The organism is Isoptericola sp. NPDC057559 (genome assembly GCF_042801555.1).
GTDB lineage: Bacteria > Actinomycetota > Actinomycetes > Actinomycetales > Cellulomonadaceae > Isoptericola.
Window position 1 is genome coordinate 12428 of record NZ_JBHVFQ010000015.1, and the last position, 25899, is coordinate 38326.

Annotated in this window: 25 protein-coding genes; 11 read left to right on the forward strand and 14 right to left on the reverse strand. The window is 76.0% G+C overall.

The features are described 5' to 3' along the window. Positions 1–1506, reverse strand: a complete 1506-nt coding sequence (locus tag ACFU5J_RS14490; protein WP_430579181.1) for an APC family permease — start codon at positions 1504–1506, stop codon at positions 1–3. Positions 1507–1633: 127 nt separating this feature from the next. Here ACFU5J_RS14490 and ACFU5J_RS14495 point away from each other — a divergent pair, with 127 nt between their 5' ends. Next, on the forward strand, positions 1634–2572 hold the full coding sequence (locus ACFU5J_RS14495; RefSeq protein WP_430576272.1) for an NAD(P)-dependent oxidoreductase: 939 nt from the start codon (positions 1634–1636) through the stop codon (positions 2570–2572). An 18-nt stretch (positions 2573–2590) separates the two neighbouring features. Here ACFU5J_RS14495 and mutM read toward each other — a convergent pair whose 3' ends face one another. From mutM to coaD, 6 genes are all read right to left on the reverse strand, one after another. Next, positions 2591–3535: a bifunctional DNA-formamidopyrimidine glycosylase/DNA-(apurinic or apyrimidinic site) lyase gene (gene mutM, locus ACFU5J_RS14500; RefSeq protein ID WP_430579182.1), complete on the reverse strand. Its 945-nt coding sequence runs from the start codon at positions 3533–3535 to the stop codon at positions 2591–2593. Then, positions 3528–4271, reverse strand: coding sequence for a ribonuclease III (rnc, locus tag ACFU5J_RS14505; protein ID WP_430576274.1), 744 nt, complete (start codon positions 4269–4271; stop codon positions 3528–3530). The genes mutM and rnc overlap by 8 nt, the downstream gene beginning before the upstream one ends. A gap of 1 nt (position 4272) precedes the next feature. Continuing rightward, positions 4273–4467, reverse strand: coding sequence for a 50S ribosomal protein L32 (rpmF, locus tag ACFU5J_RS14510; RefSeq protein ID WP_079574722.1), 195 nt, complete (start codon positions 4465–4467; stop codon positions 4273–4275). Between the two features lie 2 nt (positions 4468–4469). Then, positions 4470–4982: a YceD family protein gene (locus ACFU5J_RS14515; RefSeq protein ID WP_430579183.1), complete on the reverse strand. Its 513-nt coding sequence runs from the start codon at positions 4980–4982 to the stop codon at positions 4470–4472. A gap of 189 nt (positions 4983–5171) precedes the next feature. After that, a complete protein-coding gene (locus ACFU5J_RS14520) occupies positions 5172–5738 on the reverse strand; it encodes a hypothetical protein (protein ID WP_430576276.1) in 567 nt (188 codons plus the stop codon). Continuing rightward, positions 5738–6232 carry a pantetheine-phosphate adenylyltransferase gene (gene coaD / locus ACFU5J_RS14525; RefSeq protein ID WP_430576277.1) on the reverse strand — a complete coding sequence of 165 codons (495 nt, stop codon included), beginning with the start codon at positions 6230–6232 and terminating at the stop codon, positions 5738–5740. Before coaD ends, ACFU5J_RS14520 begins: the two co-directional genes overlap by 1 nt. 117 nt (positions 6233–6349) lie before the next feature. Here coaD and ACFU5J_RS14530 point away from each other — a divergent pair, with 117 nt between their 5' ends. Next, the gene (locus ACFU5J_RS14530; RefSeq protein ID WP_430579184.1) at positions 6350–7147 is read left to right on the forward strand and encodes a GNAT family N-acetyltransferase; all 798 of its coding nucleotides are present in this window, start codon (positions 6350–6352) and stop codon (positions 7145–7147) included. Here the strand turns inward: ACFU5J_RS14530 and rsmD are convergent. The 3 genes from rsmD to ACFU5J_RS14545 are packed head-to-tail and all read right to left on the reverse strand — an operon-like array spanning position 7136 to position 11888. After that, entirely contained in the window at positions 7136–7801 is a 666-nt protein-coding gene (gene rsmD / locus ACFU5J_RS14535; protein WP_430579185.1) for a 16S rRNA (guanine(966)-N(2))-methyltransferase RsmD, read from the reverse strand. The two genes, ACFU5J_RS14530 and rsmD, sit on opposite strands and share 12 nt — an antisense overlap. Before the next feature lie 50 nt (positions 7802–7851). After that, positions 7852–10104: an ATP-dependent DNA helicase RecG gene (locus ACFU5J_RS14540; RefSeq protein WP_430579186.1), complete on the reverse strand. Its 2253-nt coding sequence runs from the start codon at positions 10102–10104 to the stop codon at positions 7852–7854. Next, positions 10101–11888 carry a DAK2 domain-containing protein gene (locus tag ACFU5J_RS14545; RefSeq protein ID WP_430579187.1) on the reverse strand — a complete coding sequence of 596 codons (1788 nt, stop codon included), beginning with the start codon at positions 11886–11888 and terminating at the stop codon, positions 10101–10103. Before ACFU5J_RS14545 ends, ACFU5J_RS14540 begins: the two co-directional genes overlap by 4 nt. A 215-nt stretch (positions 11889–12103) precedes the next feature. On the opposite strand from ACFU5J_RS14545, the gene rpmB reads away from it, so the two are divergent. Beyond that, positions 12104–12295, forward strand: coding sequence for a 50S ribosomal protein L28 (gene rpmB, locus ACFU5J_RS14550; protein ID WP_069984843.1), 192 nt, complete (start codon positions 12104–12106; stop codon positions 12293–12295). Positions 12296–12490: 195 nt separating this feature from the next. Next, positions 12491–13009 carry a GNAT family N-acetyltransferase gene (locus ACFU5J_RS14555; RefSeq protein ID WP_430576282.1) on the forward strand — a complete coding sequence of 173 codons (519 nt, stop codon included), beginning with the start codon at positions 12491–12493 and terminating at the stop codon, positions 13007–13009. Positions 13010–13036: 27 nt separating this feature from the next. On the opposite strand, the gene ACFU5J_RS14560 is transcribed toward ACFU5J_RS14555, so the two are convergent. Further along, entirely contained in the window at positions 13037–14047 is a 1011-nt protein-coding gene (locus tag ACFU5J_RS14560; protein WP_430579188.1) for a thiamine-phosphate kinase, read from the reverse strand. A gap of 52 nt (positions 14048–14099) precedes the next feature. Between ACFU5J_RS14560 and ACFU5J_RS14565 the strand changes: the two genes are divergently transcribed. Beyond that, positions 14100–14594 carry a DUF3515 domain-containing protein gene (locus tag ACFU5J_RS14565; protein ID WP_430579189.1) on the forward strand — a complete coding sequence of 165 codons (495 nt, stop codon included), beginning with the start codon at positions 14100–14102 and terminating at the stop codon, positions 14592–14594. A gap of 45 nt (positions 14595–14639) precedes the next feature. Further along, complete coding sequence (locus ACFU5J_RS14570; protein WP_430579190.1) at positions 14640–15053, forward strand: VOC family protein; 414 nt, start codon at positions 14640–14642, stop codon at positions 15051–15053. A gap of 19 nt (positions 15054–15072) precedes the next feature. Here ACFU5J_RS14570 and ACFU5J_RS14575 read toward each other — a convergent pair whose 3' ends face one another. Beyond that, a complete protein-coding gene (locus ACFU5J_RS14575; protein WP_430579191.1) occupies positions 15073–16242 on the reverse strand; it encodes a D-alanine--D-alanine ligase family protein in 1170 nt (389 codons plus the stop codon). Positions 16243–16285: 43 nt separating this feature from the next. Beyond that, positions 16286–17914, reverse strand: coding sequence for an AMP-binding protein (locus ACFU5J_RS14580; protein ID WP_430579192.1), 1629 nt, complete (start codon positions 17912–17914; stop codon positions 16286–16288). A 219-nt stretch (positions 17915–18133) separates the two neighbouring features. On the opposite strand from ACFU5J_RS14580, the gene ACFU5J_RS14585 reads away from it, so the two are divergent. The 3 genes from ACFU5J_RS14585 to ACFU5J_RS14595 are packed head-to-tail and all read left to right on the forward strand — an operon-like array spanning position 18134 to position 21826. Next, a complete protein-coding gene (locus tag ACFU5J_RS14585; RefSeq protein WP_430579193.1) occupies positions 18134–19585 on the forward strand; it encodes a hemolysin family protein in 1452 nt (483 codons plus the stop codon). Further along, a complete protein-coding gene (locus ACFU5J_RS14590; protein ID WP_430576289.1) occupies positions 19582–20601 on the forward strand; it encodes a CNNM domain-containing protein in 1020 nt (339 codons plus the stop codon). The genes ACFU5J_RS14585 and ACFU5J_RS14590 overlap by 4 nt, the downstream gene beginning before the upstream one ends. 28 nt (positions 20602–20629) lie before the next feature. Further along, positions 20630–21826: an acyl-CoA dehydrogenase family protein gene (locus ACFU5J_RS14595; RefSeq protein WP_430579194.1), complete on the forward strand. Its 1197-nt coding sequence runs from the start codon at positions 20630–20632 to the stop codon at positions 21824–21826. A 15-nt stretch (positions 21827–21841) separates the two neighbouring features. Here ACFU5J_RS14595 and ACFU5J_RS14600 read toward each other — a convergent pair whose 3' ends face one another. Continuing rightward, a complete protein-coding gene (locus ACFU5J_RS14600; RefSeq protein WP_430579195.1) occupies positions 21842–22798 on the reverse strand; it encodes an aldo/keto reductase in 957 nt (318 codons plus the stop codon). 60 nt (positions 22799–22858) lie between these two features. Here ACFU5J_RS14600 and ACFU5J_RS14605 point away from each other — a divergent pair, with 60 nt between their 5' ends. Both ACFU5J_RS14605 and ACFU5J_RS14610 read left to right on the forward strand, forming a co-directional pair. After that, positions 22859–24256 carry an MFS transporter gene (locus ACFU5J_RS14605; RefSeq protein WP_430579196.1) on the forward strand — a complete coding sequence of 466 codons (1398 nt, stop codon included), beginning with the start codon at positions 22859–22861 and terminating at the stop codon, positions 24254–24256. Beyond that, the gene (locus ACFU5J_RS14610; protein WP_430579197.1) at positions 24253–25803 is read left to right on the forward strand and encodes a pyridoxal phosphate-dependent decarboxylase family protein; all 1551 of its coding nucleotides are present in this window, start codon (positions 24253–24255) and stop codon (positions 25801–25803) included. The genes ACFU5J_RS14605 and ACFU5J_RS14610 overlap by 4 nt, the downstream gene beginning before the upstream one ends. The last annotated feature ends 96 nt before the right edge of the window (positions 25804–25899 follow it).

The following is a 25899-nucleotide window of genomic DNA, read 5'->3' on the forward strand; positions in this document are numbered from 1 at the left end:
TCAGGCCTCCGTCCCGGCGGCCGCCGGGCCCGCCGCGTCGTCCGCCGTGCCGTCGTCCTCCGCCGGCTGCCGCCACGACGGCTTGCGCAACCTCAGGAACAGCCACGGGATGAGCAGGCCGATGACGCCGAGCCCGCCGCCCACGATGAGGATGTAGACCCCCACCGAACCGCTCGAGAACTGGGCGGGCGGCACGAAGCCGATCACCATCGCGGCGACGGAGGCGAGGAAGCCCACCACGCACAGGACGCCGAGCGCGGGGGCGCGGTAACCGCGGGGGTGGTCCGGCGCGGTGCGGCGCAGGCGCATCGCCGCGACGAACAGCAGCAGGTACATGATCAGGTACACCTGCGTGGTGATCACCGACAGGATCCAGTAGGCGCTGGAGACGTCGGGGATGAACGCGTACAGCAGGGCGATGAACGTGGTGAACATGCCCTGCGCGACGAGGATGTTCTGCTGCACGCCGTTCTTGTTGAGCCGCTGCAGGAAGGGCGGCATGTAGCCCTCCTCGCGCGCCACCGTCAGCAGGCCCTTCGACGGCCCCGCGAGCCAGGTGAGCATGCCGCCGATCGACGCGGCGATGAGCATGAGGCCGAGGATCGGCGTCAGCCACGAGACGCCGAAGTTGGCGAAGAACGCGTCGAACGCCTGCATGACGCCCGCGGTGAGGGAGAGCTGGTCCGCCGGGATCACCCAGCTGATCGCGACCGCCGGGAGGATGAAGATCAGCAGCACCAGGCCGATCGCCAGGAACATCGCGCGCGGGAACTCCTTGCCCGGGTTCTTCAGCGTGTTCACGTGCACGGAGTTCATCTCCATGCCGGCGTACGACAGGAAGTTGTTGACGATGAGCACCAGCGACGCGATGCCCGTCCACTGCGGCAGCAGGTGGGAGGAGTCCATCGGCGCGGCCGAGGCGTTGCCCTGCCCGAGGAACACCATGCCCAGCACCACGAGGATCGCCGCGGGGATCAGCGTGCCGATGATCAGCCCCGCGCTCGACAGCCCCGCGACCGTCTTCGTGCCCTGCGACGACACCCACACGCCGGCCCAGTAGATGACGATGATGACGATCGCCACGTAGACGCCGTTGGACGCCAGCGCCGGGTTGATGACGTACGCGAGCGTGCTGGCCACGTACCCCAGCAGGCTCGGGTAGTAGAAGATCGTCATCGCGAACTGGCACCACACGGCCAGGAAGCCGAGCGGCTTCGAGAGCCCCTCCGCCACCCAGCGGTACACGCCGCCCGACCACCCCGACGCGAGCTCCGCCGAGACCAGCGACGTCGGCAGCAGGAACACGATCGCCGGCACGACGTACAGGAACACCGCCGCAAGGCCGTAGACCGCCATCGTCGGCGCCGCCCGCAGGCTCGCCACCGACGAGGTGATCATGAAGGCGAGCGTGAGCCAGGTGATGTAGTTGCGTGGCGTGCGCGCGGTCATCGCCTGCCGCACCTGCGCACGGGTCGGCGGCGCCGTCCCCGTCCCCGACGTCGTCATGCCGACCTCCTCGACACCCGTGACCCCGGCGGACGCCGGACCTCTCGAACGATAAGAGGGCAGGTCACAGGGCGCACGGCGAACGGTCCGGAACCACTCCTCCGCCGGGCTGATAGCGTCCCGAGGCGTGAAGATCCTCGTGCCCGGAAACGTCCCCTTCGACCTCACGATCGACGTCCCGGGCGTCACGGTGGCGCACTACGTCATGCGCGACCCGGTGCCCGAGGAGCACGCCGACGCCGACGTCCTGGTCACGTGGTCCAGCCCGCAGCGGGTCCTGGAGGACGCCGCCCGGCGCATGCCGCGGCTGCGCTGGGTGCAGACCCTCAACGCCGGCCCCGACCAGGCGCTCGCGGCAGGGTTCGCCCCGGAGGTGGTGATCTCCTCCGGCCGCTCCCTGCACGACACGACCGTCGCCGAGCACACCCTGGCGCTCGTCCTCGCGTCGGTCCGCCGCCTCGACCGCACGCTCGCGGCGCAGCGCGACCACGTCTGGGACCGCGGCCTCGGCCGCGAGCAGGCCCGCGACGAGGCGCTGTTCACCCTGCGCGGCGCCCGCGTGACCGTCTGGGGCTTCGGCTCCATCGCGGCCGTCCTCGCGCCGCTGCTCGCCGCGCTCGGCGCGCAGGTCACGGGCGTCGCGTCGACCCCGGGCGAGCGCTACGGCTACCCCGTGGTCGGGTCGATCGACGAGGTGGCGCCCACCACGGACGTGCTGGTCTCGCTGCTGCCGGCCACCGACGCCACCCACCACGCGCTCGACGCGCGGGTGCTCGGGCTGCTGCCCCCGCACGCGCGGTTCGTCAACGCGGGGCGCGGCGCCACGGTGGACGAGGAGGCCCTGGTCGCGGCGCTGCGCGCCGGCACCCTCGCGGGGGCCGCGCTGGACGTCACGGAGACGGAGCCGCTGCCCGAGACCTCCCCGCTGTGGGACGCGCCGCACCTGATCCTCACGCCGCACGTCGCCGGCGGGCGGCCCCAGGACGCGGCCGCGTTCGTCACCGCGCAGCTGGAGGCGTGGCTGGCCGACGGCGCGGCGGGGCTGCGCAACGTCGTCGCGCGCTGAGGCCCCCCGGGCCGGGCGCTACCAGCGGCCGGTGCGGGGCCGCGGCTGGCAGACGGGGCAGGTGTACGACGAGCGGTTCATGAACGCGTCGCGGCGGATCGGCGTGCCGCAGCGCGGGCACGGCTCGCCCTCGCGCCCGTAGGCCGCGAGGCCGCGGGCGAAGTAGCCGGACTCGCCGTTGACGTTGACGTACAGCGCGTCGAAGCTGGTGCCGCCCTGCGCGAGGGACTCCGTCATCACCTCGGTGGCGGCGTCCAGGGCGCGGCGCACCTCCACCGGCCGCAGCCGGTCGGTCGCGCGCGCGAAGTGCAGGCGCGCCCGCCACAGCGCCTCGTCGGCGTAGATGTTCCCCACGCCGGACAGCAGGCCCTGGTCGAGCAGCGCGCGCTTGATCCCCGTACGGCGGCGGCGCACCGCGGCGACCACCGCGTCGGCGTCGAACGCCGGGTCCAGCGGGTCGCGGCCGATGTGCGCCGCCGGCTCCGGCACGGCCGCGAGGTCGCTGCCCAGGCCGCCGGGCGCGCCGTCGGGGGTCGGCTCCAGGTCCACCACCGACAGGTGCCCGAACGTCCGCTGGTCGACGAAGTCGAGGTACTCGGCGCCGCTGGGCGCGCCCGCGAGATGCAGGCGGACGCGCAGGTGCGGGTGCGCCCAGTCCCCCGCCACGGCCGGGTCGCGCACGAGGAGCTGCCCGGACATCCCGAGGTGCGCGAGGAGGGCGGCGCCGTCGTCGGACGCCGTCCCGGCCCCGGCCGGCGCGCCCAGGGGCAGCCAGAGGAACTTGCCGCGCCGTACGGCGGCGTCCAGGCGCCGGCCGCGGAGCTGGTCCGCGAAGCCCGCGGGGCCGCCGTCCTGGCGCCGTACGGAGTAGTCGCGGAACACCTCGACGTCGCGCACGACGGCGCCCACCACCAGGCGGTCGAGGCCGTCGCGGACGGTCTCGACCTCGGGGAGCTCAGGCACCGGCGGCGTCGGTCACCGGTGCCGACCCCGGGACCGGCAGGTCCTGCAGGGCGTGGTACGCCTCCTCGGCGGCCGCCTGCTCGGCGTGCTTCTTGGCGGTCCCCGTGCCGAGGCCCAGCACCGGGCCGGCCGCCACCTGCGCGTGGAAGACGCGGGCGTGCTCCGGGCCCTCGCCCGTCACCTCGTACACGGGGGCGCCGAACCCGCGCGCGGCGGCCGCCTCCTGCAGCGAGGTCTTCCAGTCGAGGCCCGCGCCGAGGTCGGCGGCGGCCTCGAGGGTAGTGTCCACGAGGCGGTGCACCAGCGCGCGCGCCGGCTCCAGCCCGTGCGACAGGTAGGTCGCGCCGATCAACGCCTCGACGGTGTCCGACAGGATCGAGTCCTTGTCGAAGCCGCGCGTGCGGATCTCGCCCTTGCCCAGCAGCACGTAGGCGCCGAGGTCGAGGCGGCGGGCGATCGCGGCGAGCGCGCGCTGGGACACCGTCGCCGCGCGCATCTTCGCCAGCTCGCCCTCGGACTGGTCCGGGTGACGCCGGTAGAGCGCCTCCGTGACGACGAGGCCGAGCACGGTGTCGCCCAGGAACTCGAGCCGCTCGTTGGTGGGGATGCCCCCGGCCTCGTGCGCGAACGAGCGGTGCGTCAGGGCGAGCACGAGAAGCTCGGGGTCCAGGTGGACCCCGAGCTTCTCGAGAAGAGCGGTCGGCTCCGGCTGCTGCCGGGTGCCGCGTGCAGGCATGTCAGCCCGCGTGCTCGGTGCGCAGCGCCTCGGCGTACTGACGGCCCTTGTACGCGCCACAGGTGGGGCACGCGGCGTGGGACAGCTTCTGCCCCTTGCAGCTCGGGCACGTGGTGAGGACGGCCGCGGTGGTCTTCCACTGCGAGCGACGCGCCCGGGTGTTGCTGCGCGACATCTTGCGCTTCGGAACAGCCACGGCTAGCTCTCTTTCGTCTCGTCGGACACGCTCGACTCCTCGAGCATGGTCTGCAGTGCCGACCAGCGAGGGTCGACCAGGTCGTGATGGTGGTCAGGATCGTCGGCCAGCCGGGCCCCGCAGACGGAGCACAGGCCGGGGCAGTCCTGACGGCACAGCGGTTGAAATGGTAGTGCAGTCACGAGCGAATCCCGAACCGCCGGCTCGATGTCGGCCTGGTCGTCGACCAGCACCGCCTCGTCCTCGGCCTCCTCGTCGCCCGCGTCCTCCGCCGCCTGCGCCCTGTCGGGGTAGGCGAAGAGCTCCTGCACGTGCACGGTCACCTGCCGGGACACCGGATCGAGGCAGCGCACGCACTCCCCCACCGCCGTGCCGCGCACGACTCCGGAGACCAGCACCCCTTCCAGCACCGACTCGAGCCGCAGGCCCAGGGTCAGGTTGTCACCCTCGGGCACGCCGATGACGGCGGTACCCATGTCCGCGGGGGCGGGCACGACGCGCGCGACCTCCAGCATCGTGCCGGGTCGCCGCGACAGCTCGTGCGTGTCGAGCACGAGCGGCGAGGGCTTCGCGGTAGCGATGGCAGGCTCCAGGGACAGACGGGAAGAAAGGGGGCGGCCCGGACTCGGACCAGCGACCTAGTCTAGGCCATCGCGGCCGCAGGTGGCAGCACGCCCGGACGTGACCCGTCTCTCATGCGCTGGTCAGGACTGCTTCCCCTGCGGCCACCGCGGGTCGGCGACGGCGTCCCACCGCACGCGGGGCGAGCCCTGCTCCAGGCGGTCGGCCAGCTTGTCCCGGCCCGCGCGCACCTGGCTCGTGAGGGCGTCCAGGTCCTGCTGGAAGTCGGCGAGGCGGCCGTCGCAGTACGCGTCCGCGTCGGTCCGCAGCGCGGCCGCGCGGCGCTCCGCCTCGGCCACGATCTCCGCGGCCCGGGACTGCGCCTGCACGACCACCTGCTCGGTCTGCACCAGCTCGATGGCGCGGGCCCGGGCCGACGCCACGATCTCCTCCGCCTGGCGGTGCGCGTCGTCCAGCGTGTCCCGCGCGGAGGCGAGCACCTCGTCGGCGCGGGCCACCTGGGTGGGCAGCGCGTCGCGCAGCTCGTCGACCAGCGCGAGGGCCTGCTCGCGGTCGACCTTGACGTTGGTCGACAGCGGCACCGACCGCGCGTTCTCGACCAGCGCCGCCAGGTCCTCGAGGATGTCCAGGAGCCCGCCCGCGGGGTTCTCCTGGTCGTCCACGGTCGGGGTCTCGGTCGTCTCGCTCATCACTTGCTCCCTCGCTCCAGTGCCGCCCGCACCGCCGCGGCGACGCCGGGCGGCACGAGGTCCTCGATCGGCCCGCCGTACCGCGCCACGTCCTTGACCAGCGACGACGCGACGTGCGCGTAGCGCTGCTCGCCGGGCACGAAGACCGTCTCGACGCCCGTCAGGTGCCGGTTCATGAGGGCCATCGGCAGCTCGGCGTCGAAGTCCGCACCGCCACGCAGCCCCTTGACCACGGCGACCGCGCCGACCTCGTGGCAGAAGTCGACCAGCAGGCCCGGCACGACCTCGACCCGCACGTCGGCGGTCTCCGGGTCGGCGGCGAGCGCGGCCCGGGCGAGCTCCACCCGCTGCTCCGGGCCCAGCAGCGCGTTCTTGGACGCGTTGCGGGCCACCCCGACCACGACCTCGTCGAACATCCGGCGCGTGCGCCGGACGATGTCGAGGTGGCCGAGGGTGATCGGGTCGAACGACCCGGGGCAGACGGCGATGCTCACGCCGTCACGCTAGTACAGGGCGACGGCGATCCCCGGGAGCCCGGCCGGGCCCGTCGCGGGTGCCCCGCGGGCGCCCGCGGGGTGCCGCGGACGCCCGGCGGGGACACCATGGTGGGCATGCCCCCAGCCCCCGGCCCGGCGCCCGCGGTCGTCCCGCTCACCACCGACACCCAGCTCGCGTCGCTGTGGCGCGACGTCCTCGCACCGTCGTTCCCGCCCGCCGAGCTGACGTCGCTGGAGGACCTGCGCGCCGGCTGCCGTGCGGGCGCGCAGACGGCGCTGGGGGTCGAGCGCGACGGCCGCGTCGCCGCCGGGATCGTCGCGTCCTGGTCGCCGTCCACGCGGGTGCTGCTGGTCGACTACCTCGCCATCGCCCCGGGCGGGCGCGGCGGCGGCGTCGGCGGCCTGCTGCTGGACCGGTCCGTCGCGGCCTGGCGGGCGGAGCGCTCGCCGGCCCTCGTGCTGGCGGAGGTCGAGCACCCCGCCCACCACCCCGCGCACCCCCAGCACGGGGACCCGGCGGCCCGCCTGCGCTTCTACGCGCGGCACGGCGCACGGGCCCTGGCGCTCCCCTACTTCCAGCCGGGCATGGGCGGGCCGGGCTCGCCTCGCGTCCCGGCGATGCTGCTCGTCGCGCTGGACGTGGGCGCGGAGGCGGGCGGCGGCGCGGACGAGGGCGGGGACGGGTGGCCGGACTCCGTGCCCGGCGACCCCGTCCACGGGTTCCTCGCCGAGCACCTCGTCGCCTGCGAGGGCGCGCTGGTCGAGGACGCCGCCACGCGACGGCTGCTCGGCGCCGCGGCCGGCGACCGCGTCCCGCTCGTCGACCCCGCCGACCCGGTCGCGCTGGCCGCCATCCCCGTCGCCACGCTCGAGGGCGCGGAGCGCTACGCCCCGCCCCGGTCAGCCGGCTGAGCCCGCCTCGTCGCCCTCGGCCGCGACGTCGGCCGCCGGCTCGGGCTCGGACTCGGGCTCGGGCTCGGGCTCGGGCTCGGGCTCGGGCTCGGCGTAGTGCACCGCCGTCTCGCCGTAGTCCTTGCGCGCGAACGCCGCCAGGCCGGCGGGCCAGGCCGGCTCGGGGCTGCGCGTCGAGCGCTCGACCACGACGACGGCGCCCGCGGCGAGCACGCCGGGGGCGGCGAGGTGTGCGAGCACCGTCGTGAGCGCGTCGTCGGCCAGGTCGTAGGGCGGGTCGAGGAAGACGACGTCGAACCCCCGCCCCGCGGTCCCGCCGGCGGGCGCCGCGCCCGCGGCGAACCGCTCGGCGGCGTCGGCGACGACCCGCACCTCGCGCTGCAGGCCCAGGGTCGCGACGTTGCGGCGGGCGACGTCCGCCGCCCGCCGGTTCGCGTCGACGAGCACCACCTCGGCGGCGCCGCGGCTGGCGGCCTCCAGACCGAGCGCGCCGGAGCCGGCGTACAGGTCCAGCACCCGCGCGCCGTCCAGCACGTCGAGGTGGTCCAGCCGGGAGAAGATCGCCTCGCGGACCCGGTCGCTGGTGGGTCGCGTCCCCTTCGGCGGCACCTGCAGCGAGCGCCCGCCGAACCGGCCGGCCACGATCCTCGTCATGCCGCCGAGCCTAGGTCACCCGCCCCCCGGCCCCGCGACCCGCGCGGCGGTCAGGCCCGCTCGAGGAACTCCTCCTGCTCGTCGTCCAGCTGCGCCGCGATCGCTGCGCGCAGCACCGGGTGGTCGCCGAGCTCCAGGTCGGCGTCGACCACCGCGGACGCCTCGCGGCGCGCGTCGGCGATGAGGTCGGCGTCCTGCACCACCCGCAGGAGGCGCAGGGAGCTGGACTTCCCGGACTGGGCCGCGCCGAGCACGTCGCCCTCGGAGCGCAGCTCCAGGTCGAGGGTCGCGAGCCGGAAGCCGTCCGTGGTCTCCGCGAGCGCCTCGACGCGCGTCGCGGCGGGCGTGCCCGGCTGCGCCGTCGAGACGAGCAGGCACAGCCCGGCCGCGGCGCCACGCCCCACCCGGCCGCGCAGCTGGTGCAGCTGCGACAGGCCGAAGCGGTCGGCGTCGAACACCACCATCACGGTCGCCTCGGGGACGTCGACGCCCACCTCGATCACCGTCGTGGAGACCAGCACCTGCAGCTCGCCGGCCGCGAACGCGGCCATGGCGGACTCCTTGTCCGCGGCCGCCATCTGCCCGTGCAGCACGCCGACGTCCAGCCCGGCGAGCGCGGGCGTCTCCCGGAGCATGTCGGCGACCTCGAGCACGGCGCGCAGCGGCGGCCGGTCGTCGGCCCCCTCGGCGTCCACGAGCTCCAGGAGGTCGGGCACGTCGTCGAAGTCCTTCGACGCGGCCCCGCCGCCCGCCGGCAGGTCGGCGTCGGGGTGGATCCGCGGGCACACGACGTACGCCCGGTGCCCCTTGTCGACCTCCTCGCGCACACGCGCCCACGTGCGCTCCATCCAGCGCAGGTTGCCGGCGGGCACCACGTGCGACGTGATCCCGGCCCGCCCGGCGGGCACCTCGGTGAGCGACGACGTCTCGAGGTCGCCGAACACCGTCATCGCGACCGTCCGCGGGATGGGCGTGGCCGTCATGACGAGCACGTGCGGCGCCACCCGTCCCTTGGCGCGCAGCGCGTCGCGCTGCTCGACGCCGAACCGGTGCTGCTCGTCCACGACGACCAGCCCGAGGTCGGCGAACTGCACCTGGTCGCCGAGCAGGGCGTGGGTGCCCACGACGATCCCCGCCTCGCCGCTCGCCGCCTGCAGCAGCGCCTCCTTGCGCGCGGCCGCGCCGAGCGAGCCGGTGAGGAGCGCCACCCGGGTGCCGTGCGCGGCGCCGCCGAGCAGGCCGCCCTCGGCGAGCGGGCCGAGCAGGGCACGCAGCGTGCGCGCGTGCTGCGCGGCGAGCACCTCGGTGGGCGCGAGGAGCGCGGCCTGGCCGCCGGCGTCGACGACCTGCAGCATCGCGCGCAGCGCCACGACCGTCTTGCCGGAGCCCACCTCGCCCTGCAGCAGCCGCTGCATGGGCCGCGCCTGCGCGAGCTCGGCCGCGAGGTCCTCCCCGACGGACCGCTGGCCCTCGGTGAGCGTGAACGGCAGGCCGGCGTCGAAGTCGGCCAGCAGGCTCGCCCCGCCCGACCCGCGCAGCGGGCGCGCGGTGGCCTCCTGCTCCGCGGCGTGCGCGCGGCGCTGCGCGAGCGCCGCCTGCAGCACGAACGCCTCCTCGAACCGGAACCGGTGGCGCGCCCGCTGCCACGCGCGCTGGTCGTCCGGCACGTGGATCGCCCGCAGGGCGTCGAGCCGCCCCGACAACCCGGCGCGCTCCCGGACGTCGGCGGGCACCGGGTCCTCGACGTCGGCCTCGGTGAGCGGGTCGAGCACCGTGCGCACGGCGCGCTGGATGCGCCAGCTCGGCACGGCCGACGACGCGGGGTAGATCGGGATGGGCCGGCTCGCCTCGAACATGGCGGACTCGGCGTCGTCCGCGTCGACGCCGACCAGCACGTAGTCCGGGTGCGTGAGCTGGCGGGTCCCCCGGTACTCGCTGACCACGCCGGTGAACAGGCCCACGCGGCCCGGCCGCAGCTTGTCCTCGTGCGGCCGCAGCGCGCCGGCGCGCTTCGCGAAGAACGTCAGGGCGAGCTCGTGCCGCCCGTCGGTCACGACGGCCTGGAGCATCGCGCCGGCCCGCGACCGCATCGTCCGGACGGTGGCGTGCGCGACGCGGGCCATCACCGTGACGTGCTCGCCGAGCGCGAGCCGGTCCATGTCCGTGAGCGTGCCCGGGTCGCCGTAGCGCCGCGGGTAGTGGCGCAGCAGGTCGCCCGCCGTGACCAGCCCGAGCTTCTCCAGCGGCGCGGCGCTGCGCGCGCCGAGCACCTTCGTCAGGGCCTCGCCCTCGCGTCCCGTCACGCCTGCGCCTCCACCCCGGGCACCGCGACCCCCGGCACCCCGGCACCGTGCGTCTCGACCCCGTGCCTCTCGACCCCGAGCGTCACGCCCGCGCCGGGCCGGCCGGTCGTGAGCACCACCACCTCCGCGTCGGGCACCGCGTCGGCCGCCGCCCGGACGACGTCGTCCAGCCCCGCGGGCGCGGCGCCCGCGTCCGCCAGGACGGTGACCAGCTCCGCGTCCGGCGCCGCGGCGAGGAGCCTGTCGAGCGCGCGCGCCGCCTCCGCGGCGTCGCCGGCCCACGTCGTCAGGCGCCCGAGCGCCGCGCGCACGGCCGCGGGCACGCCGTCGGTGCCGTCCTCGTCCGCACCCACCTCCGCGAGCGCGGCGACCGCCGTGACGACGCGCACGTCGTCGGCCGCGTCCAGCAGCACGACGGCGGGCTCGTCCGCCCCGGGGTCGCGGTGGTCGGCCAGCGACCGCGTCAGCGCGTCGGTGCCGCCGGGCACCGGGCCCGGCACGACCAGCACGCGCGCGGCCGGCACGCCGAGGGCGGCCTGGGCGAGGTCGTCGGCCGTCACGGGCCGGTCGAGGTCGAGCAGCACGACGGCGCCGCCGCGCGCCAGCTCGCCGGCGAGCGCGGGGGCGCCCGTCGCGACCACCGCGCCCCACGCCGCGTCGACGGGGACGCCCGACCCCGCCCCGTGCTCCCCGAGCACCGCGAGGTGCCGCACGTGCACGCGCGAGACGGCGCCGTCGGCGGCCCAGCGGCGGGCCACGTCGAGCCCGCCCGCGAGATCGTTCGTGTGCACGTGCGCCTGCCAGAGCGACTCGTCGCCCGGAGTGGCCGGCTCGTCCGGGGAGTCGAGGTCGTCCGGCTCGTCGGGCTCGTCCGCGCCGCCCACCACGACCACCGACTCGCCGATGGCGTCCAGGTCGCGGCGCAGCGCGTCCGCGACGGCCCCGGGGCCGAAGTCCGCGGCGGCGGCGGGGCGGTGCAGCACGAACATCAGCTCGAGCGCGTCGTCGTGCGCGTGCCCGTCGGCGACGGGCCCAGGGGCTCGCCCCGCGTCCGCGTCGGCGGGCCGCGGCTCGCCCTGGCGCAGCTCGACGTCAAGGGTCACGGGGCCGGTCACGGGCGCCATCGTGCCGGGCGCCTCCGACACGGCCCGGTGCGCCTCGGCGAGCGCCCCCAGCACCAGCAGCAGGCCACCGGCCCCGGCGTCGAGCACGCCCGCGGCGCGGAGGGTCTCGAGCGAGCCGGCGCTCGTGAGCAGGGCGTCGCGCGCCCCCGAGCGGGCGGCGTCGAGCACCTCCTGGCGGCGGCGGTGCCGGTCCGGCTCCGGGACGGCGGCGGGCAGGCCGTCCGGGGCCACCGTGCGTGCCGCGTCCGCCGCCGCGTCCGCAGCGGTGAGGATCGTGCCCGGTGCGGGGTGCGCGACGGCGAGCCGGGCGGTCCGCGCGGCCGTGGCCAGCGCCCACGCGAGGGGCTCGCCGCGGGTGGCGGCGGCGGCCAGGCCCCGCAGCCACTCGCTGAGGATCACGCCGGAGTTGCCGCGCGCGGCGAGGAGGGCGCCGCGGGCCAGCACCCGCAGGAGGCGCGCTCCGCCCGCGCCCTCGGGCTCCTCCTGCACGGCGTGCGCGCCCTCGCGCAGCGTGAGGTACAGGTTCGTCCCGGTGTCGCCGTCGGCGACCGGGAACACGTTGACCCCGTCGAGCGCCGTGCGGGCCCCGCCGAGCGCCTCCACGGCCGTCCGGACCCACAGCCGCACGACGGCCGCGTCCCTCAGGTCCGGGTCCGTCACGTCGCCTCCCGCTGGCTCTCGACCACCCCGCCATGCTCCCCTGGCCCGGCGGCGTCCGCGGCCCACGGTAGCGGTGAGGCACCCCACGTTGAGGGTCACCCTCAGGATCGGCTATCCTCGTGTGGTTGCCCGGGCGGTTCCGGGCTCCCCCAGACCACACACTTCACGTCCTGCTGCCCTGGCGCGGGACGTGTCACGACGATTCAGGAGAGACCGTGGCTGCCAACTGCGACGTCTGCGGCAAGGGCCCGGGCTTCGGGCACAGCATCTCGCACTCCCACATCCGCACGAAGCGCCGCTGGAACCCGAACATCCAGCGCGTCCGTGCCGTGGTCGCGGGTACCCCCAAGCGTGTCAACGTCTGCACCTCTTGCCTCAAGGCAGGCAAGGTGACGCGCCAGGCCTGAGCCTGCGCGCCGGGCGCACGCCCGGTCGTCGACGCTTGTCGCGAGACGCCCGTCGGGAACTTTCCCGGCGGGCGTCTTGTCGTCTCCGGCCCCGGGTCCCGTCCGCTCCGTTGCCCGCCGCGACCGGCAAAGAATTCGTGAAGGATTCACCAAACTGCCTTGGCCGAGGGCATGCCGTCGTGGCACCCTGAGCAGATGATCGTGCAGACCGACAACGACGTGGAGATCCGTCCCGCCGACGTGACCGACGCCGGGCGCATCGCGCAGGTGCACGTCACGTCGTGGAAGGGCGCCTACGCCGCCGTGCTGCCGGCCGAGTACCTCGACTCCCTCGACGTCGACGACCGCGCCGCGCAGTGGCAGCGGATCCTCGACGAGGGCACGCGCACGACGCTGGTCGCCGAGGGTGACGGCCGCCTCCTCGGCTTCGCGTCCTACGGCCCGTCGCGCGACGAGGACGCCGAGGAGGGCGACCTCGAGCTGTACGCGATCTACCTCGACCCCGAGTCGTGGGGCCGCGGCGTGGCCCGCGACCTCATGCGCACCGTCCTGTCGGACGTGCCCGAGGGCGTGCCCATGTCGCTGTGGGTGCTGTCGCAGAACGACCGCGCGCGGCACTTCTACCGCCGCCACGGCTTCCACCCCGACGGCGTCGAGCGCATGGACGACATCGGCGACACCCCGGTCACCGAGGTCCGCTACCGCCGGGGCTGACCCCGCCGGTGCGGCGCGGCCGCCGGCTCAGCCCGCGAAGTGGTCCCAGCCGGGGCCGGTCGCGGGCTCGCCGCCGTCGACGGTGACGCCGGGCTCCGCGGCGGCGAGCACCCGCCCGACCCGCCGGAACCCCGCGGGCAGCGCCGCGTCCGGCGGGAACGTGGCCAGCAGGCCGTGGTCCTCTCCCCCGGACAGCACCCAGCCGAGCGCCGCGACCGCGTCCGCCCCGAGCGCCCGCGCCGCGGGCAGCAGTCGCGCCACGTCGGCGGCGAGGGCCGTGGTCTCCAGGTCCAGGCCCACCCCGCTGGCGCGCGCGATCCGGCCCGCGTCGCGCAGCAGACCGTCCGAGACGTCGAGCATCGCGGTGGCGCCCGCGGTCGCCGCCCCGGGCCCCGCGGCGAGCGGGGCGTCGGGGCGCAGGTAGCCCCCGACGTACGGCCCGAGCTCCCCGTCCGCGCCCGGCGCGCCGTCCGCCGGGGCGGCGGCGCCCGCGTCGAGCAGCGCCAGGCCCGCGGCCGACAGGCCCCTGTTCCCCGCGTACGCGACGACGTCCCCCGCCCGCGCGCCGGAGCGCGTCACCGGTGCCCGGCCCTGCAGGTCGCCGTGCGCGGTCACCGCCACCACGACGGCGTCGCCGCCCGACAGGTCGCCGCCGACGACGCCCGCGCCCGCGGGGGTCCCGGCGTCCGCCAGCCCGCGCGCCAGCCCGGTCACCCAGCCCACCGGCAGGTCGCCGGGCACCACCAGCGAGACCACGAGGGACGTCGGACGAGCGCCCATCGCCGCGACGTCCGCCAGGTTGGCCGTCGCGGCCCGGACGCCGACGTCGTACCCCGTCGACCAGCGGCGGCGGAAGTGCCGGTCCTCGACCAGCACGTCGGTGGTGACGACGAACCGCCCGTCGGGGGCCGCGACCACCGCGGCGTCGTCCCCGGGCCCCAGGAGCGTGGCCTCGGCACCCGGCAGGAGGGGGAAGATCCGGGCGAGGAGCTCCTCCTCGGAGAGGTCGCGCACGAGGGGGTGGGTGGCGTCGGTCACGGGACGACTGTAGGCGGTCGGCGGGCCCTCCAGGCCCGGTAGCGTGGGCGTCGTGCCCCGTCGTCGTTCCCCGCTGACCCGCGCTCCCCGGACCCGTGCCGTCGCGCTGGCCGCCCTCGTCGTCGCCCCGCTCGCGGCATGCGCCCCGACCATTGGCGAGACGCCGGCCGAGGACGCCGCCGACCCGGCGTGCGCCCCGGTCATGCTCGCGCTGCCGGACACGCTCGCCGGCGACCTGCCGCAGCGCGACACCAACGCCCAGGCCACCTCGGCGTGGGGCGACCCCGGCGCGGCCGTCACGCTGCGCTGCGGCGTCACCCCGCCCGGCCCGTCGGCCGACTGCCAGCGCGTCGAGTCCGGCGCGGGCGCGGTCGACTGGATCGTCGTGGCCGGCAAGGACGGCACCTGGAGGTTCACCACCTACGGGCGCGAGCCGGCCGTCGAGGTCCTGGTGCCGCCGTCCGTCACCGAGAACCACTCGACGTCGTTCGTGGGCGACCTCGCGCAGGCCGTCAACACCGTCCCCGCCACCGCGACCTGCACCTGACGCGCCGCCGGGGCGCCTGTCGGCGCCTCGTGCCACGGTGGGGGCATGGACCAGCGCGTGAGCCTCGTCACCCTCGTCGTCTCCGACCTCGCCGCCACCCGGCGCTTCTACGTCGACGGGCTGGGCTGGGACCCGCTGCTCGAGGCGCCCGGCGAGGTGCTCATGTTCCAGGTGGGTCAGCACGTGGTGCTGTCGCTGTGGGACGAGGGGCACGCCGTCGAGGAGATCGGGCCGGTCGTGCGGGGCGGCACGGCGCCGCTCACGCTCGCGCACAACGTGGGCGCGCCCGCGGCGGTGGACGCCGTGCTCGAGGAAGCCCGCCGGGCCGGCGCGCCGACCGTCCGCGACGGCGTGCGGCGCGAGTGGGGCGGTTACTCCGGCTACTTCACCGACCCGGACGGGTTCCTCTGGGAGGTGGCGCACGCGCCCGGGCCGCTCGGCGAGCTCGTCGTGCCCTGACCCGCCGAGCGGGCGGCGGTCAGCGCAGCCCGGTGGGGCGCTCGAGGGCGAGCTGGATGAGCTCGTCCACCAGCTCCGGGTAGCTCACGCCCGAGGCCTCCCACATGCGCGGGTACATCGAGAACGGCGTGAAGCCGGGCATGGTGTTGATCTCGTTGACCACGACGCGCTCGTCGGGCGTGACGAAGACGTCCACGCGCGAGAGCCCCTCGGCCTCCACGGCCTCGAAGGTGCGGACGGCGACCTCGCGGACCTCGTCCAGCACGTGCGGGGGCAGGTCCGCCGGGCAGCGCAGGTCGACGTGCGCCTCGTCGAGGTACTTGGCCTCGAAGTCGTAGAACGCGTGGCTGTCGTGGTCGACGACGATCTCGCCCGGCAGGGACGCGCGCGTCGGGGCGCCGTCGCGGCCGCCGAGCACGGCGCACTCGATCTCGCGGCCGTCGATGCCGGCCTCCACGATCACCTTGGGGTCGTGCACGCGCGCGGCCTCGACGGCGGCGGGCAGGTCCGCCAGGTCGTCCACGCGGGTGATGCCGAGCGACGACCCGGCGCGCGCCGGCTTGACGAACAGCGGCAGCCCCAGCGGCTCGACGGCGGCGACGCAGGCCGCGGGGTCCCGCTCCCAGTCTCGCGGGCGCAGCACGACGTACGGCCCGACGGCGAGCCCCTGGCCCGCCAGCACGAGCTTCATGAAGTGCTTGTCCATGCCCACGGCCGACGCGAGCACGCCCGCGCCGACGTAGTGCACGTCCGACAGCTCCAGCAGGCCCTGCACGGTGCCGTCCTCGCCGAACGGCCCGTGCAGCAGCGGGAAGACGACGTCGACCTCGCCGAGCAGCGCCGGCACCTGGCCGGGCTCCAGCACGCGCAGGGTGCGCTCGCCCTGCGTCAGGGAGAGCACCACCTCGGCGCCGGACTCGGCGGTGACCTCGGGGAGGCGGCCGTCGGCGATCTGCCAGCGGTCCGGGTCGTCGGCCGCGATGACCCAGCGGCCCTCGCGCGTGATGCCCACGGGCACGACGTCGTACCGGTCGCGGTCGATCGCGCGCAGCACGCCGCTCGCGGTCGACGCGGAGATGGCGTGCTCGCCCGAGCGGCCGCCGAACAGCACGGCGACGCGGGTCTTGCGCGAGGCGCCGTCGCCCGCGGTCGGGACGACAGGGACGGAGGCGGTGGTGGCGTCGGACATCGCCGCCCAACCTACCGGACCCGCCCCCGCCGTCCGGACCGGATCACCGGGCGCGCAGCTCCTTGCGCAGGATCTTGCCCGCCGCGGACTTCGGCACCGCCTCGACGAACTCGACGACGCGCACCTTCTTGTACGGGGCGACCTGCTCGGCGACGAACGCCTGCACGTCGTCGACCGTGAGCGTGCTGCCCTCGGCCCGCACCACGAACGCCTTCGGCACCTCGCCAGACTCCGGGTCGGGCACACCGATCACCGCGGCGTCCGCGACCTCGGGGTGGGTGAGCAGCAGCGCCTCGAGCTCGGCGGGCGCCACCTGGTAGCCCTTGTGCTTGATCAGCTCCTTGAGCCGGTCGACGACGGTGAACGCGCCGTCGGCGTCGACGGTGACGATGTCGCCGGTGTGCAGGAACCCGTCGGGCTCGAGCGTGTCGCGGGTGGCCTGCTCGTCCGCCAGGTACCCGACCATGACGTTCGGCCCGGCGCACAGCAGCTCGCCCGGCGCGCTCACGCCCGTCCCCGGCTGCGCGATGGTCTCCCCCGTCGCCGGGTCCACGATCCGGGCCAGCATGTTCGGCACGAGCATGCCGACGGTGCCCGGCGAGACGTCGGGCCGGTCGACGGGCACCAGGTGCGAGACCGGCGACATCTCCGACATCCCGTAGCCCTGCAGCACGCGCGCGCCGGGCAGTCGGCGGCCCACCGCCTCGGCCAGGTGCTCGTCGAACGGCGCCGCCCCGGACATGAGCATCCGCACGCTGGACAGGTCGCGGCCGGCCGCCGCCGGGTGCTTCGCGAGCGCCAGCGCGATCGGCGGCGCGACGAACAGCACCGTGGCGCGGTGCTGCTCGACGACCCGCAGGTACTCCGCGAGGTCGAACCGGGGCAGCGTGACGAGCGTCGAGCGCTGGTACACGGCGCCGTTCATGAGCACCGTCATCCCGTAGATGTGGAAGAACGGCAGCACGGCCGGGATGACGTCCTCCGGCACCAGCGGGAGGAACGCCTCGGTCTGCAGCACGTTCGCCACGAGGTTGCGGTGCGTGAGCATCACGCCCTTGGGCAGCCCCGTGGTCCCGGACGAGTACGGCAGCACCGCGAGGTGCGTGCGGGGGTCGAGGTCGACGTCCGGCGCGGCGTGCCCGCCGGCCAGCAGCTCCGCCAGCGACGGGTGCCCGTCCGCGCCGTCGAGCACGACGACGTCGCCCGGGTCCGTGCCGGCGGCCTCGGCGCCCGCCTCCGCCGCGGCCAGCAGCGCGGACACCGTGACGAGCGCCCTCGCCCCCGACGACCGCAGCTGCTTGGCGACCTCCCGCCCCGACGCGAGGGCGTTGACCGTCGTGACCGTGATCCCCGCGCGCAGGAGCCCGTGGAAGACGGCGACGAACGCGGGCACGTTGGGGCAGTGCAGGGCCACGACGTCCCCGACGCCGAGCCCGCGCGCGGCGAACGCGCCCGCGATCGCGTCGACCTGCGCGCGCAGCTCGCCGTAGGTGGTGGTGGCGGCGGTGGGGCCGTCCACCAGGGCGACGCGGTCGAGGTCGGCGCCCGCGAGCGGCGCGAAGAGGAAGTCGTACAGACTGACGTCGGGGATCTCGACGTCGGGATGGAGGCTGCGGATGACGCCGCTGTCGGCAGGGCTGGCTTCAGGGCGGGCTGCGCTGGTGTCGGACATGGCGGTCCCTTCGTGCGGCACGGTCCTCGTCGACCGTGTGGCACCGGAGCGTAGCGCCGGGAACCGATCGCGCGGTGCCGGCGTTGGGGCGTTCGTGGACATCACCCTCACGACGGAAGCCGTCATGGCGCCCGCGGCCGACGAGAGCGCCGCGCCCGCCGACGACCCCAGCCATAGTCCGGGCTCCCCGCAGCCCCGACGAGAGGCGGTGCGCGTCCGATGACCGCCGCCCTCTCCCTCCTCCTCGGGCTCCTGGTGATCCTCGTGATCACCGCGGCGACGGCGTACTTCGTCGCCCAGGAGTTCGCCTACATGACCGTGGACCGCTCCCGGCTCGCCGCCCGCGCGGAGGCCGGTGACGCGACCGCGCAGCGGGCCCTCGCCGTCACCCGGCGCACGTCGTTCGTGCTCTCGGGCGCCCAGCTCGGCATCACCGTCACCGGCCTGCTGGTCGGCTACGTGGCCGAACCGCTGGTCGGCGACGCGCTCGGCACCCTGCTGGGCGGCGTCGGCGTCCCGACCGGCGTCGGCGTGGCCGTCGGCACCGTCGCGGCGCTGGCCGTCTCGACGCTGGTGCAGATGCTGTTCGGCGAGCTGTTCCCGAAGAACCTCGCGATCGCCCGCCCGGAGCCCACGGCCCTGCGCCTGGCGGGCTCCACGACGGCGTACCTCACGGTGCTCGGCTGGCTCATCGCCGTGTTCGACAAGGCGTCGAACGCGCTGCTGCGCCTGCTGCGCATCGAGCCGGTGCACGACGTCGAGCACTCCGCCACGGCCCGCGACCTGGAGCACATCGTCGCGGACTCGCGCTCCAGCGGCGACCTGCCGGACGACCTGTCGATGCTGCTGGACCGCATCCTCGACTTCCCGCAGCACGACGCCCGCCACGCGATGATCCCCCGCTCGCGCGTCGGGACGGTCGAGCCCGGCCTCACGGTGGGCGAGCTGCGCACCCTCATGGCGGGGGGCCACTCGCGCTACCCGGTGGTCGACGGCGAGGACCAGGCGCTCGGCGTCGTCCAGCTCATGGACGTGCTGCGCACCGGGCTCACGGACGACGCTCCTGTGACGGACCTGATGCGCCCCGTCACCGTGCTGCCGACCCTCATGCCGCTGCCCGCCGCCCTGACGGAGCTGACGCGCTCGCGCAACCAGCTCGCCGTCGTCGTCGACGAGTACGGCGGCTTCGCCGGCGTCCTCACCCTCGAGGACCTCGCGGAGGAGCTCGTCGGCGAGATCACGGACGAGCACGACGACGACGAGACGGCCACCGTCACGGCGGAGACCGACGACACCTGGGTGATGGGCGGCGACGTGCACCTCGACGAGGCGGAGCGGGCCCTGGGGCACGACCTGCCCCGCGGCGACCACGAGACCGTCGCCGGGCTGCTCATCGCGCAGCTCGGCGCCCTGCCCCGCGCGGGCGATGCGGTCACGGTGGAGCTGCCGCCCGACCCGGCCGACCTCGCGCACGACGAGCCCGTCGAGCGCCGGATCGAGGTGGAGGTGCTCGCCGTCGAGCGGCACGTGCCGCACCTGGTGCGCGTGCGCCTGGTGGAGGGCGTCGACGACACCGGCGACACCGACGACACCGCCGACACCGCGAGCGCGACCGACCGCACGACCGCCACGACGGCTGACGCCGTGACCGCGACGGAGGAGGACCGATGAGCAACCCCTGGGTCGTCCTCGGCGCGACCGTCGTCATCATCGCGCTCAGCGCGTTCTTCGTGGCCGTGGAGTTCGCCCTGCTCGGGGCGCGCCGCCACCGCCTGGAGGACGCCGCGCCCACCAGCCGGTCGGCGCGGGCCGCGCTGCGCAGCTCGTCCGAGCTGACGCTGCTCCTGGCGGGCTCGCAGCTCGGCATCACTGCGTGCACGCTGGCGCTCGGCGCCGTGACCAAGCCCGCGGTGCACCACTGGCTCACCCCGCTCATCGCGGGCTGGGGCGCGCCGTACTGGGTGGCCGACGTCGCGGGCTTCGTGCTCGCGCTGATCATCGTCACGTTCCTGCACCTCGTGGTGGGCGAGATGGCGCCGAAGTCCTGGGCCATCGCGCACCCCGAGGCGTCGGCCACGCTGCTCGCGCTGCCGATGCGCGGGTTCATGTGGCTCACGCGGCCGGTGCTGCGCTGGCTCAACACCCTCGCCAACCGGTGCCTGCGGGCCGTCGGGGTGGAGCCGGTGGACCACGTCGACGTCGGGCACGACCCGACCACGCTGCGCCACCTGGTGGAGCACTCGGCGAACGTCGGGGCGCTCGACGCGGCGTACTCGTCGCAGATCGCCGGGGCGCTGGAGCTGGAGACGCTCACGGTCGACACGCTCGTGGCGCCCGGGTCGCGGCCCACGGCGGTGCCGGCCGCCGCCACGGCCGCGGACGTGCGGGCCGTGTCCGTCACGTCGGGCCACCTGCGCATCCTGCTGCGGTCGGACGACGGCGAGGTGGGCGGCGTCGTGCACGTGCGCGACACCCTGCTGCTGGCCGACGACGCCCCCGTCGCGCCGCTCGCGCGGCCGGCGTTCGTGCTGGACGCGTCGACCACCGTGCACGCGGCCATCGCGCTGCTGCGCGAGGCGGGCGAGCAGCTCGCGCTGGTCCGCCGCGACGGGCGCACGCTCGGCGTGATCACCCTCGCCGACGTGCTGCGACGCCTGCTGCCCGAGCCCGTCCCCGCAGGCGGCTGACCGCCCGGGCGCGTCGTACGGTGAGGGCATGCCTGCGCCCTCACCGTACGACGCGCCGTCGCCGTTCTCGGCCCCCCGTCAGATCCTCACCGACGAGCTCCTGGAGACCGTCCGGGGCCGGGCGGCGACCCACGACCGCGAGAACACGTTCTTCGCCGACGACCTCGCGGACCTCAAGGCCGCGGGCTACCTCGCGGCGATGGTGCCCCAGCACCTCGGCGGCGCCGGGCTCACCCTGCGGGAGGCCGCGCGCGAGCAGGCCAGGCTGGCGGGCGCGGCGCCCGCGACCGCCCTCGCGGTGAACATGCACCACGTGTGGGTGGGCGTCGCCCGGTTCCTGCACGAGCGCGGCGACCGCTCCCTCGACTGGCTGCTCGAGGAGACGGCGCGCGGCGAGGTGTTCGGTTTCGGCTACTCCGAGGCCGGCAACGACCTGGTGCTGCTCGGCTCGCGCACCGAGGCCCGCCCCGACGGCGAGGGCGGCTACTCGTTCCACGGCACCAAGATCTTCACGTCCAACTCCCCCGGCTGGACCCGCCTGGGCGTCATGGGCCTCGACGACGCGACCGACCCCGACGACCCGCGCATCGTGCACGCCTTCGTCACCCGCGACGGCGGCGGCTTCGAGATCAAGGACGACTGGGACACGCTCGGCATGCGGGCGTCGCAGTCCTGCACCACGGTGCTCGACGGCGCCCACGCCCCCGCGGACCGCGTGCTGCGCCGCATCGCGCCGGGCCCGAGCCTGGACCCGTACGTGCTCGGCATCTTCACGAGCTTCGAGATCCTGCTCGCGTCCGTGTACCTCGGCATCGCGGACCGCGCGCTGGCGCTCGCCGTCGAGACCGTGAACAGGCGCCGGTCGATGAAGACGGGCAAGGCGTACTCGCAGGACCCCGACATCCGCTGGCGCATCGGCACCGCCGCGCTCGCGCTGGACGGCCTGTGGCCGCAGCTCGACCTGGTGGCCGGGGAGGTCGACGCGCAGGTCGACAAGGGTGCCGGCTTCTTCCGCTCGACGGCGGGGCTCAAGGTGCGCGTCACCGAGACGGCCCGGGAGGTCGTCGACGAGGCGATCCGCTGCTCCGGCGGGTCCACGTACTTCAACCGCTCCGAGCTGGGGCGCCTCTACCGCGACGTGCTGGCCGGGATCTTCCACCCGTCCGACGACGAGTCGGCGCACTCCACCGTCGCGCAGGCCGTGCTCGGCCCTCTCGAGGACTGACGCCGCACCGCGTCGTCAGGCGGAGGCGCCGTCCAGCCGCGCGAGCTCGTCCGGGCTCAGCTCGAGGGTCGTCGACCGCAGGAGCGCCTCGAGCTGCCCGGTGCGGCGGGCGCTCGCGACGGGCGCCACGACGGTGGGCTGCTGGCGCAGCCACGCCAGCGCGACGGAGGCGACGGGCACGCCCTGCACGGCCGCGACCTCGTCGAGGGCGGCCAGCACGCGGCGGCCGCGGTCGTCGAGGTAGCGCGCGGCGCCCTGCGCGCGCGGGCTGTCGGGCGTCTCGCCGTCGCGGTACGTGCCGGCGAGGAACCCGGACGCCAGCGCGTAGTAGGGCAGCACGCCCAGGCGGTGCCGCGCGGCCGCCTCGCGCAGGCCGTCCTCGAAGCCGCGCTCCACGAGGTTGTAGTGCGGCTGCAGCGCGACGGGCCGGTGCAGCCCGCCGGCGTCGACGGCGGAGAACCACTCGTCGATCCGCTCCGGCGTGTAGTTGGAGACGCCGATCTCGCGCACCAGGCCGTCGTCGACGAGCGCGGAGAACGCGGCGGCGGTCTCCTCGATCGGCGTCTCGGCGTCGTCGAAGTGCGCGTAGTACAGGTCGATGCGGTCGGTGCCCAGGCGCTCGAGCGACGCCTCCGCGGCGGCGCGGACCGTGCTCGCCGCCAGCCCGCGGAACTCGGGGTGCTGCGAGCCCTTGGTCGCGACCAGCACGTCGTCGCGCCGGCCCGTGCGGGCCAGCCAGCGCCCGATCGTGCGCTCGCTCTCGCCGCCGGAGTTGCCCGGCACCCACGCGGAGTAGACGTCGGCCGTGTCGATCATCCGGCCGCCGGCGTCCGCGAACGCGTCGAGGACGGCGAAGGACGCGGCGTCGTCCGCCGTCCAGCCGAAGACGTTGCCGCCGAGCACCAGCGGCGCCGCGTCGAGGTCGAGGGAGCCGAGCGGGACGTCGGGGTGCGTGGTGGTCGCCTGGGTCACAGATCGCACAAGCCCGACGGCGTCCGGAACATTCCCGCCGGAGCGCTACGATCCCCGCTCATGACGCTGCGCAGGGGCACGGTCGCCCGGTACGCCGTCGGGTCCGTCGGCACCGGCGGGTTCGCCACGCTGCCCGGGCTGGTGCTCGTCTTCTACCTCACGGACACCCTCGGCGTGACGGCGGCCGTCGCGGGCCTGCTGGTCACCGCCGCGAAGGTCTGGGACGTGGTCATCGACCCCCTGATCGGCGCGGCCAGCGACCGTGAGCGCGCGCGCACCGGCCGGCGCCGCCGGCTCATGGTGGCGGGCGGCGTCGCCCTGCCCGTGTTCTTCGTCCTCACGTTCGCCGTGCCGGGCGGCCTGGCGCCCGCCGGCGCGGCGGTGTGGGTGCTGCTCGCGTTCCTGGCCGCCGCGACGGCGTTCAGCCTGTTCCAGGTGCCGTACATCGCCCTGCCGGCCGAGCTCGCCGACACCTACGACGCCCGCACCCGCCTGCTCACCGCACGGGTCGTGGTGCTCACCGCCGCCATCCTGCTGTTCGGGGGCGGCGGCCCCGCCCTGCGCGGGCTGGGCGGCGACGACGAGCGCCTCGGCTACCTGGTCATGGCCCTGGCCGCCGGCCTGGTGCTCGGCGCGGCGCTGCTCGTCGCCTCGACGGTGGAGAGGTCCGCGGGACCGCCCGCGCCACCGCGGCCCGTCCCGGCGCGCGCCCGGCTCGCCGCCCACTACCGCGAGGGGCTCGGGCTCCTGCGCACGAGCCGCCCGTTCCGCACGCTGCTCGGCACGTTCGTGCTGCAGGCGCTCGCCACCGGGGCGATGCTCGCCGGCGCGCAGTACGTCGCCACCTGGGTGCTGCGCGACACCGCGGCCGTGACGTTCCTGTTCGTGGCCCTGGTCGGGCCGGCCCTGGTCGTGACGCCGGTGTGGGGCGTGCTCGCCCGCCGGGTCGGCAAGGAGCGCGCGTTCCGGCTCGCCTCCGGGCTGTTCGCCGTCGCCGCGCTCGCCCTGCTGCCGCTGGCCTGGGCGCCGGGCGCCTGGGTGTACGCGCCGGTGGCGCTGGCCGGCGCCGCGTACGCGGGCATGCAGTCCCTGCCGATGGCGATGCTGCCCGACGTCATCGCCCACGACGCCCGCACCACCGGCTCCGACCGGGCCGGTGCGTTCGGCGGCGTCTGGACGGCCGGCGAGACCACGGGCATCGCGCTCGGCACCACGCTGCTCACCGTCGTGCTCGCGGTCACCGGCTACGTCGAGTCCACCGGCGGGCAGTCGGTCGCCCAGCCCGGCGCCGCCGTGCTCGGCATCGTCGCCGCGTTCAGCGTGCTGCCCGCGGCGCTCGTGGCCGCCAGCCTGTTCCCGCTCGGCCGCTACCCGCTGCGCCGCCGCGACGTCGACGCCGCCCGCCCCGCCGACGGCCTCCCCACCCCCGGCACGCCCGACCACCAGGAGACCCCGTGAACCGCCCCGCCCTGCCCGACGCCGCCCTCGACCTGGAGCACCCCCCGGAGGCGGTCCTTGCCGCCCTGGCCGCGCTGCGGCACCGGGACGCACCCACCCACGGCGGGCGCGTGCTCAGCTACGTCTACGACCCGGGCGTGCCGGAGCTCGACGAGCTCGCCGCCGGCGCCGTCCGCGCCATGCAGCCGGTCAACGGCCTCGACCCGACGACGTTCGGCTCCGTGGCCGCGCTCGAGCGGGACGTCGTCGCGTTCGCGCGCGACCTGCTGGGCGGCGACGACGACACCGTCGGCACGGTGACCAGCGGCGGCACGGAGAGCTGCCTGCTCGCCGTCCAGTCGGCGCGCGACACCTGGCTCGCCGCCCGCGGCCTCCGCCCGGGCGAGGCCCGACCCCGCCTGGTGGCCCCGGTGACGGTGCACGCCGCGTTCCAGAAGGCCGCCCACCTGTACGGGCTGGAGCTCGACCTCGTGCCCGTCGCCGCGGACGGGCCCGCCGCCGGGGCGGTCGAGGCCGCCGCGCTGGGCGCCCGCCTGCACGACGGCACCGGCGGCGCGGACGGCGTCGCGCTCGTGGTCGTCTCCGCGCCGTCCTACCCGCACGCCGCGGCCGACCCGGTGGCCGACGTCGCGGCCCTCGCCTCCGCCGCCGGGGTGCCGGTGCACGTGGACGCCTGCATCGGCGGATTCGCCCTGCCGTTCTGGCCCGGCCTGCCCGCGTGGGACCTGCGCGTGCCGGGCGTCACCAGCCTGAGCGCCGACCTGCACAAGTACGCGTTCGCGCCCAAGGGCGCCTCGGTGCTGCTGCACCGCGACCGCGACCGGCAGCGCGCGCAGTACTTCGCGACCACCCGCTGGCCCGGCTACCCCGTCGTCAACCCGACGCTGCTCGGTTCCCGGTCCGGCGGGCCCCTCGCCGCGGCCTGGGCGATCCTGCAGGCCCTGGGCACGGACGGGCTCGCGACGCTCGCCGGCCGGGCGCGCCGCGCCACGCTGGCCCTGCGCGACGCCGTGGGCGAGATCGACGGGCTGCGCGTCGTCGGCTCCCCGGTCGGTCCGCTGCTCGCCGTCGCCGCGGACGACGCCGTCCCCGCGGACCGGCGCGTGGACCCGCACGTGTGGGCGGACGCCGTCGGCGCGCGCGGCTGGACGCTCCAGGCCCAGCCCGGCCTGGACCAGGCCGACGGCACCCGCCTGCCGCACACCACCCACCTCACCGTCACCCCCGTCACCGAGGGCGTGCTCGGCGACCTGGTGCCCGTGCTGCGCGCCGCGGCCGACGAGGTCCGCGGCCGCCCCCGGCCCGACGCCGGCGCGCTGCTCGGGGCGCTGCCCTCCGTCGACCTCACGGCGCCCCTCGACTCCGCGACGGCCGCCGCCCTGCTGGACGCGGTGGGCCTGGGCGCCGTGGGCGGCGACCCCGACGCGGCCCCCGGCGTCGGGCCGATGGCGCCGCTGCTGGCCCTGGTCGAGGCGCTGCCCGCTCCCCTGGTCGAGCGGCTGCTGGTCGAGCTGCTCGCGCGCCTCGTCGAGCCGCGTCCCTCCTGATCTGCCGGATCTGGTCGGCAGGCGGTGGATCGGATCGGCAGGGGCGGCTGCCGACCGGATCCACCGCCTGCCGAACGGATCCGCGGCGCCCCGGGC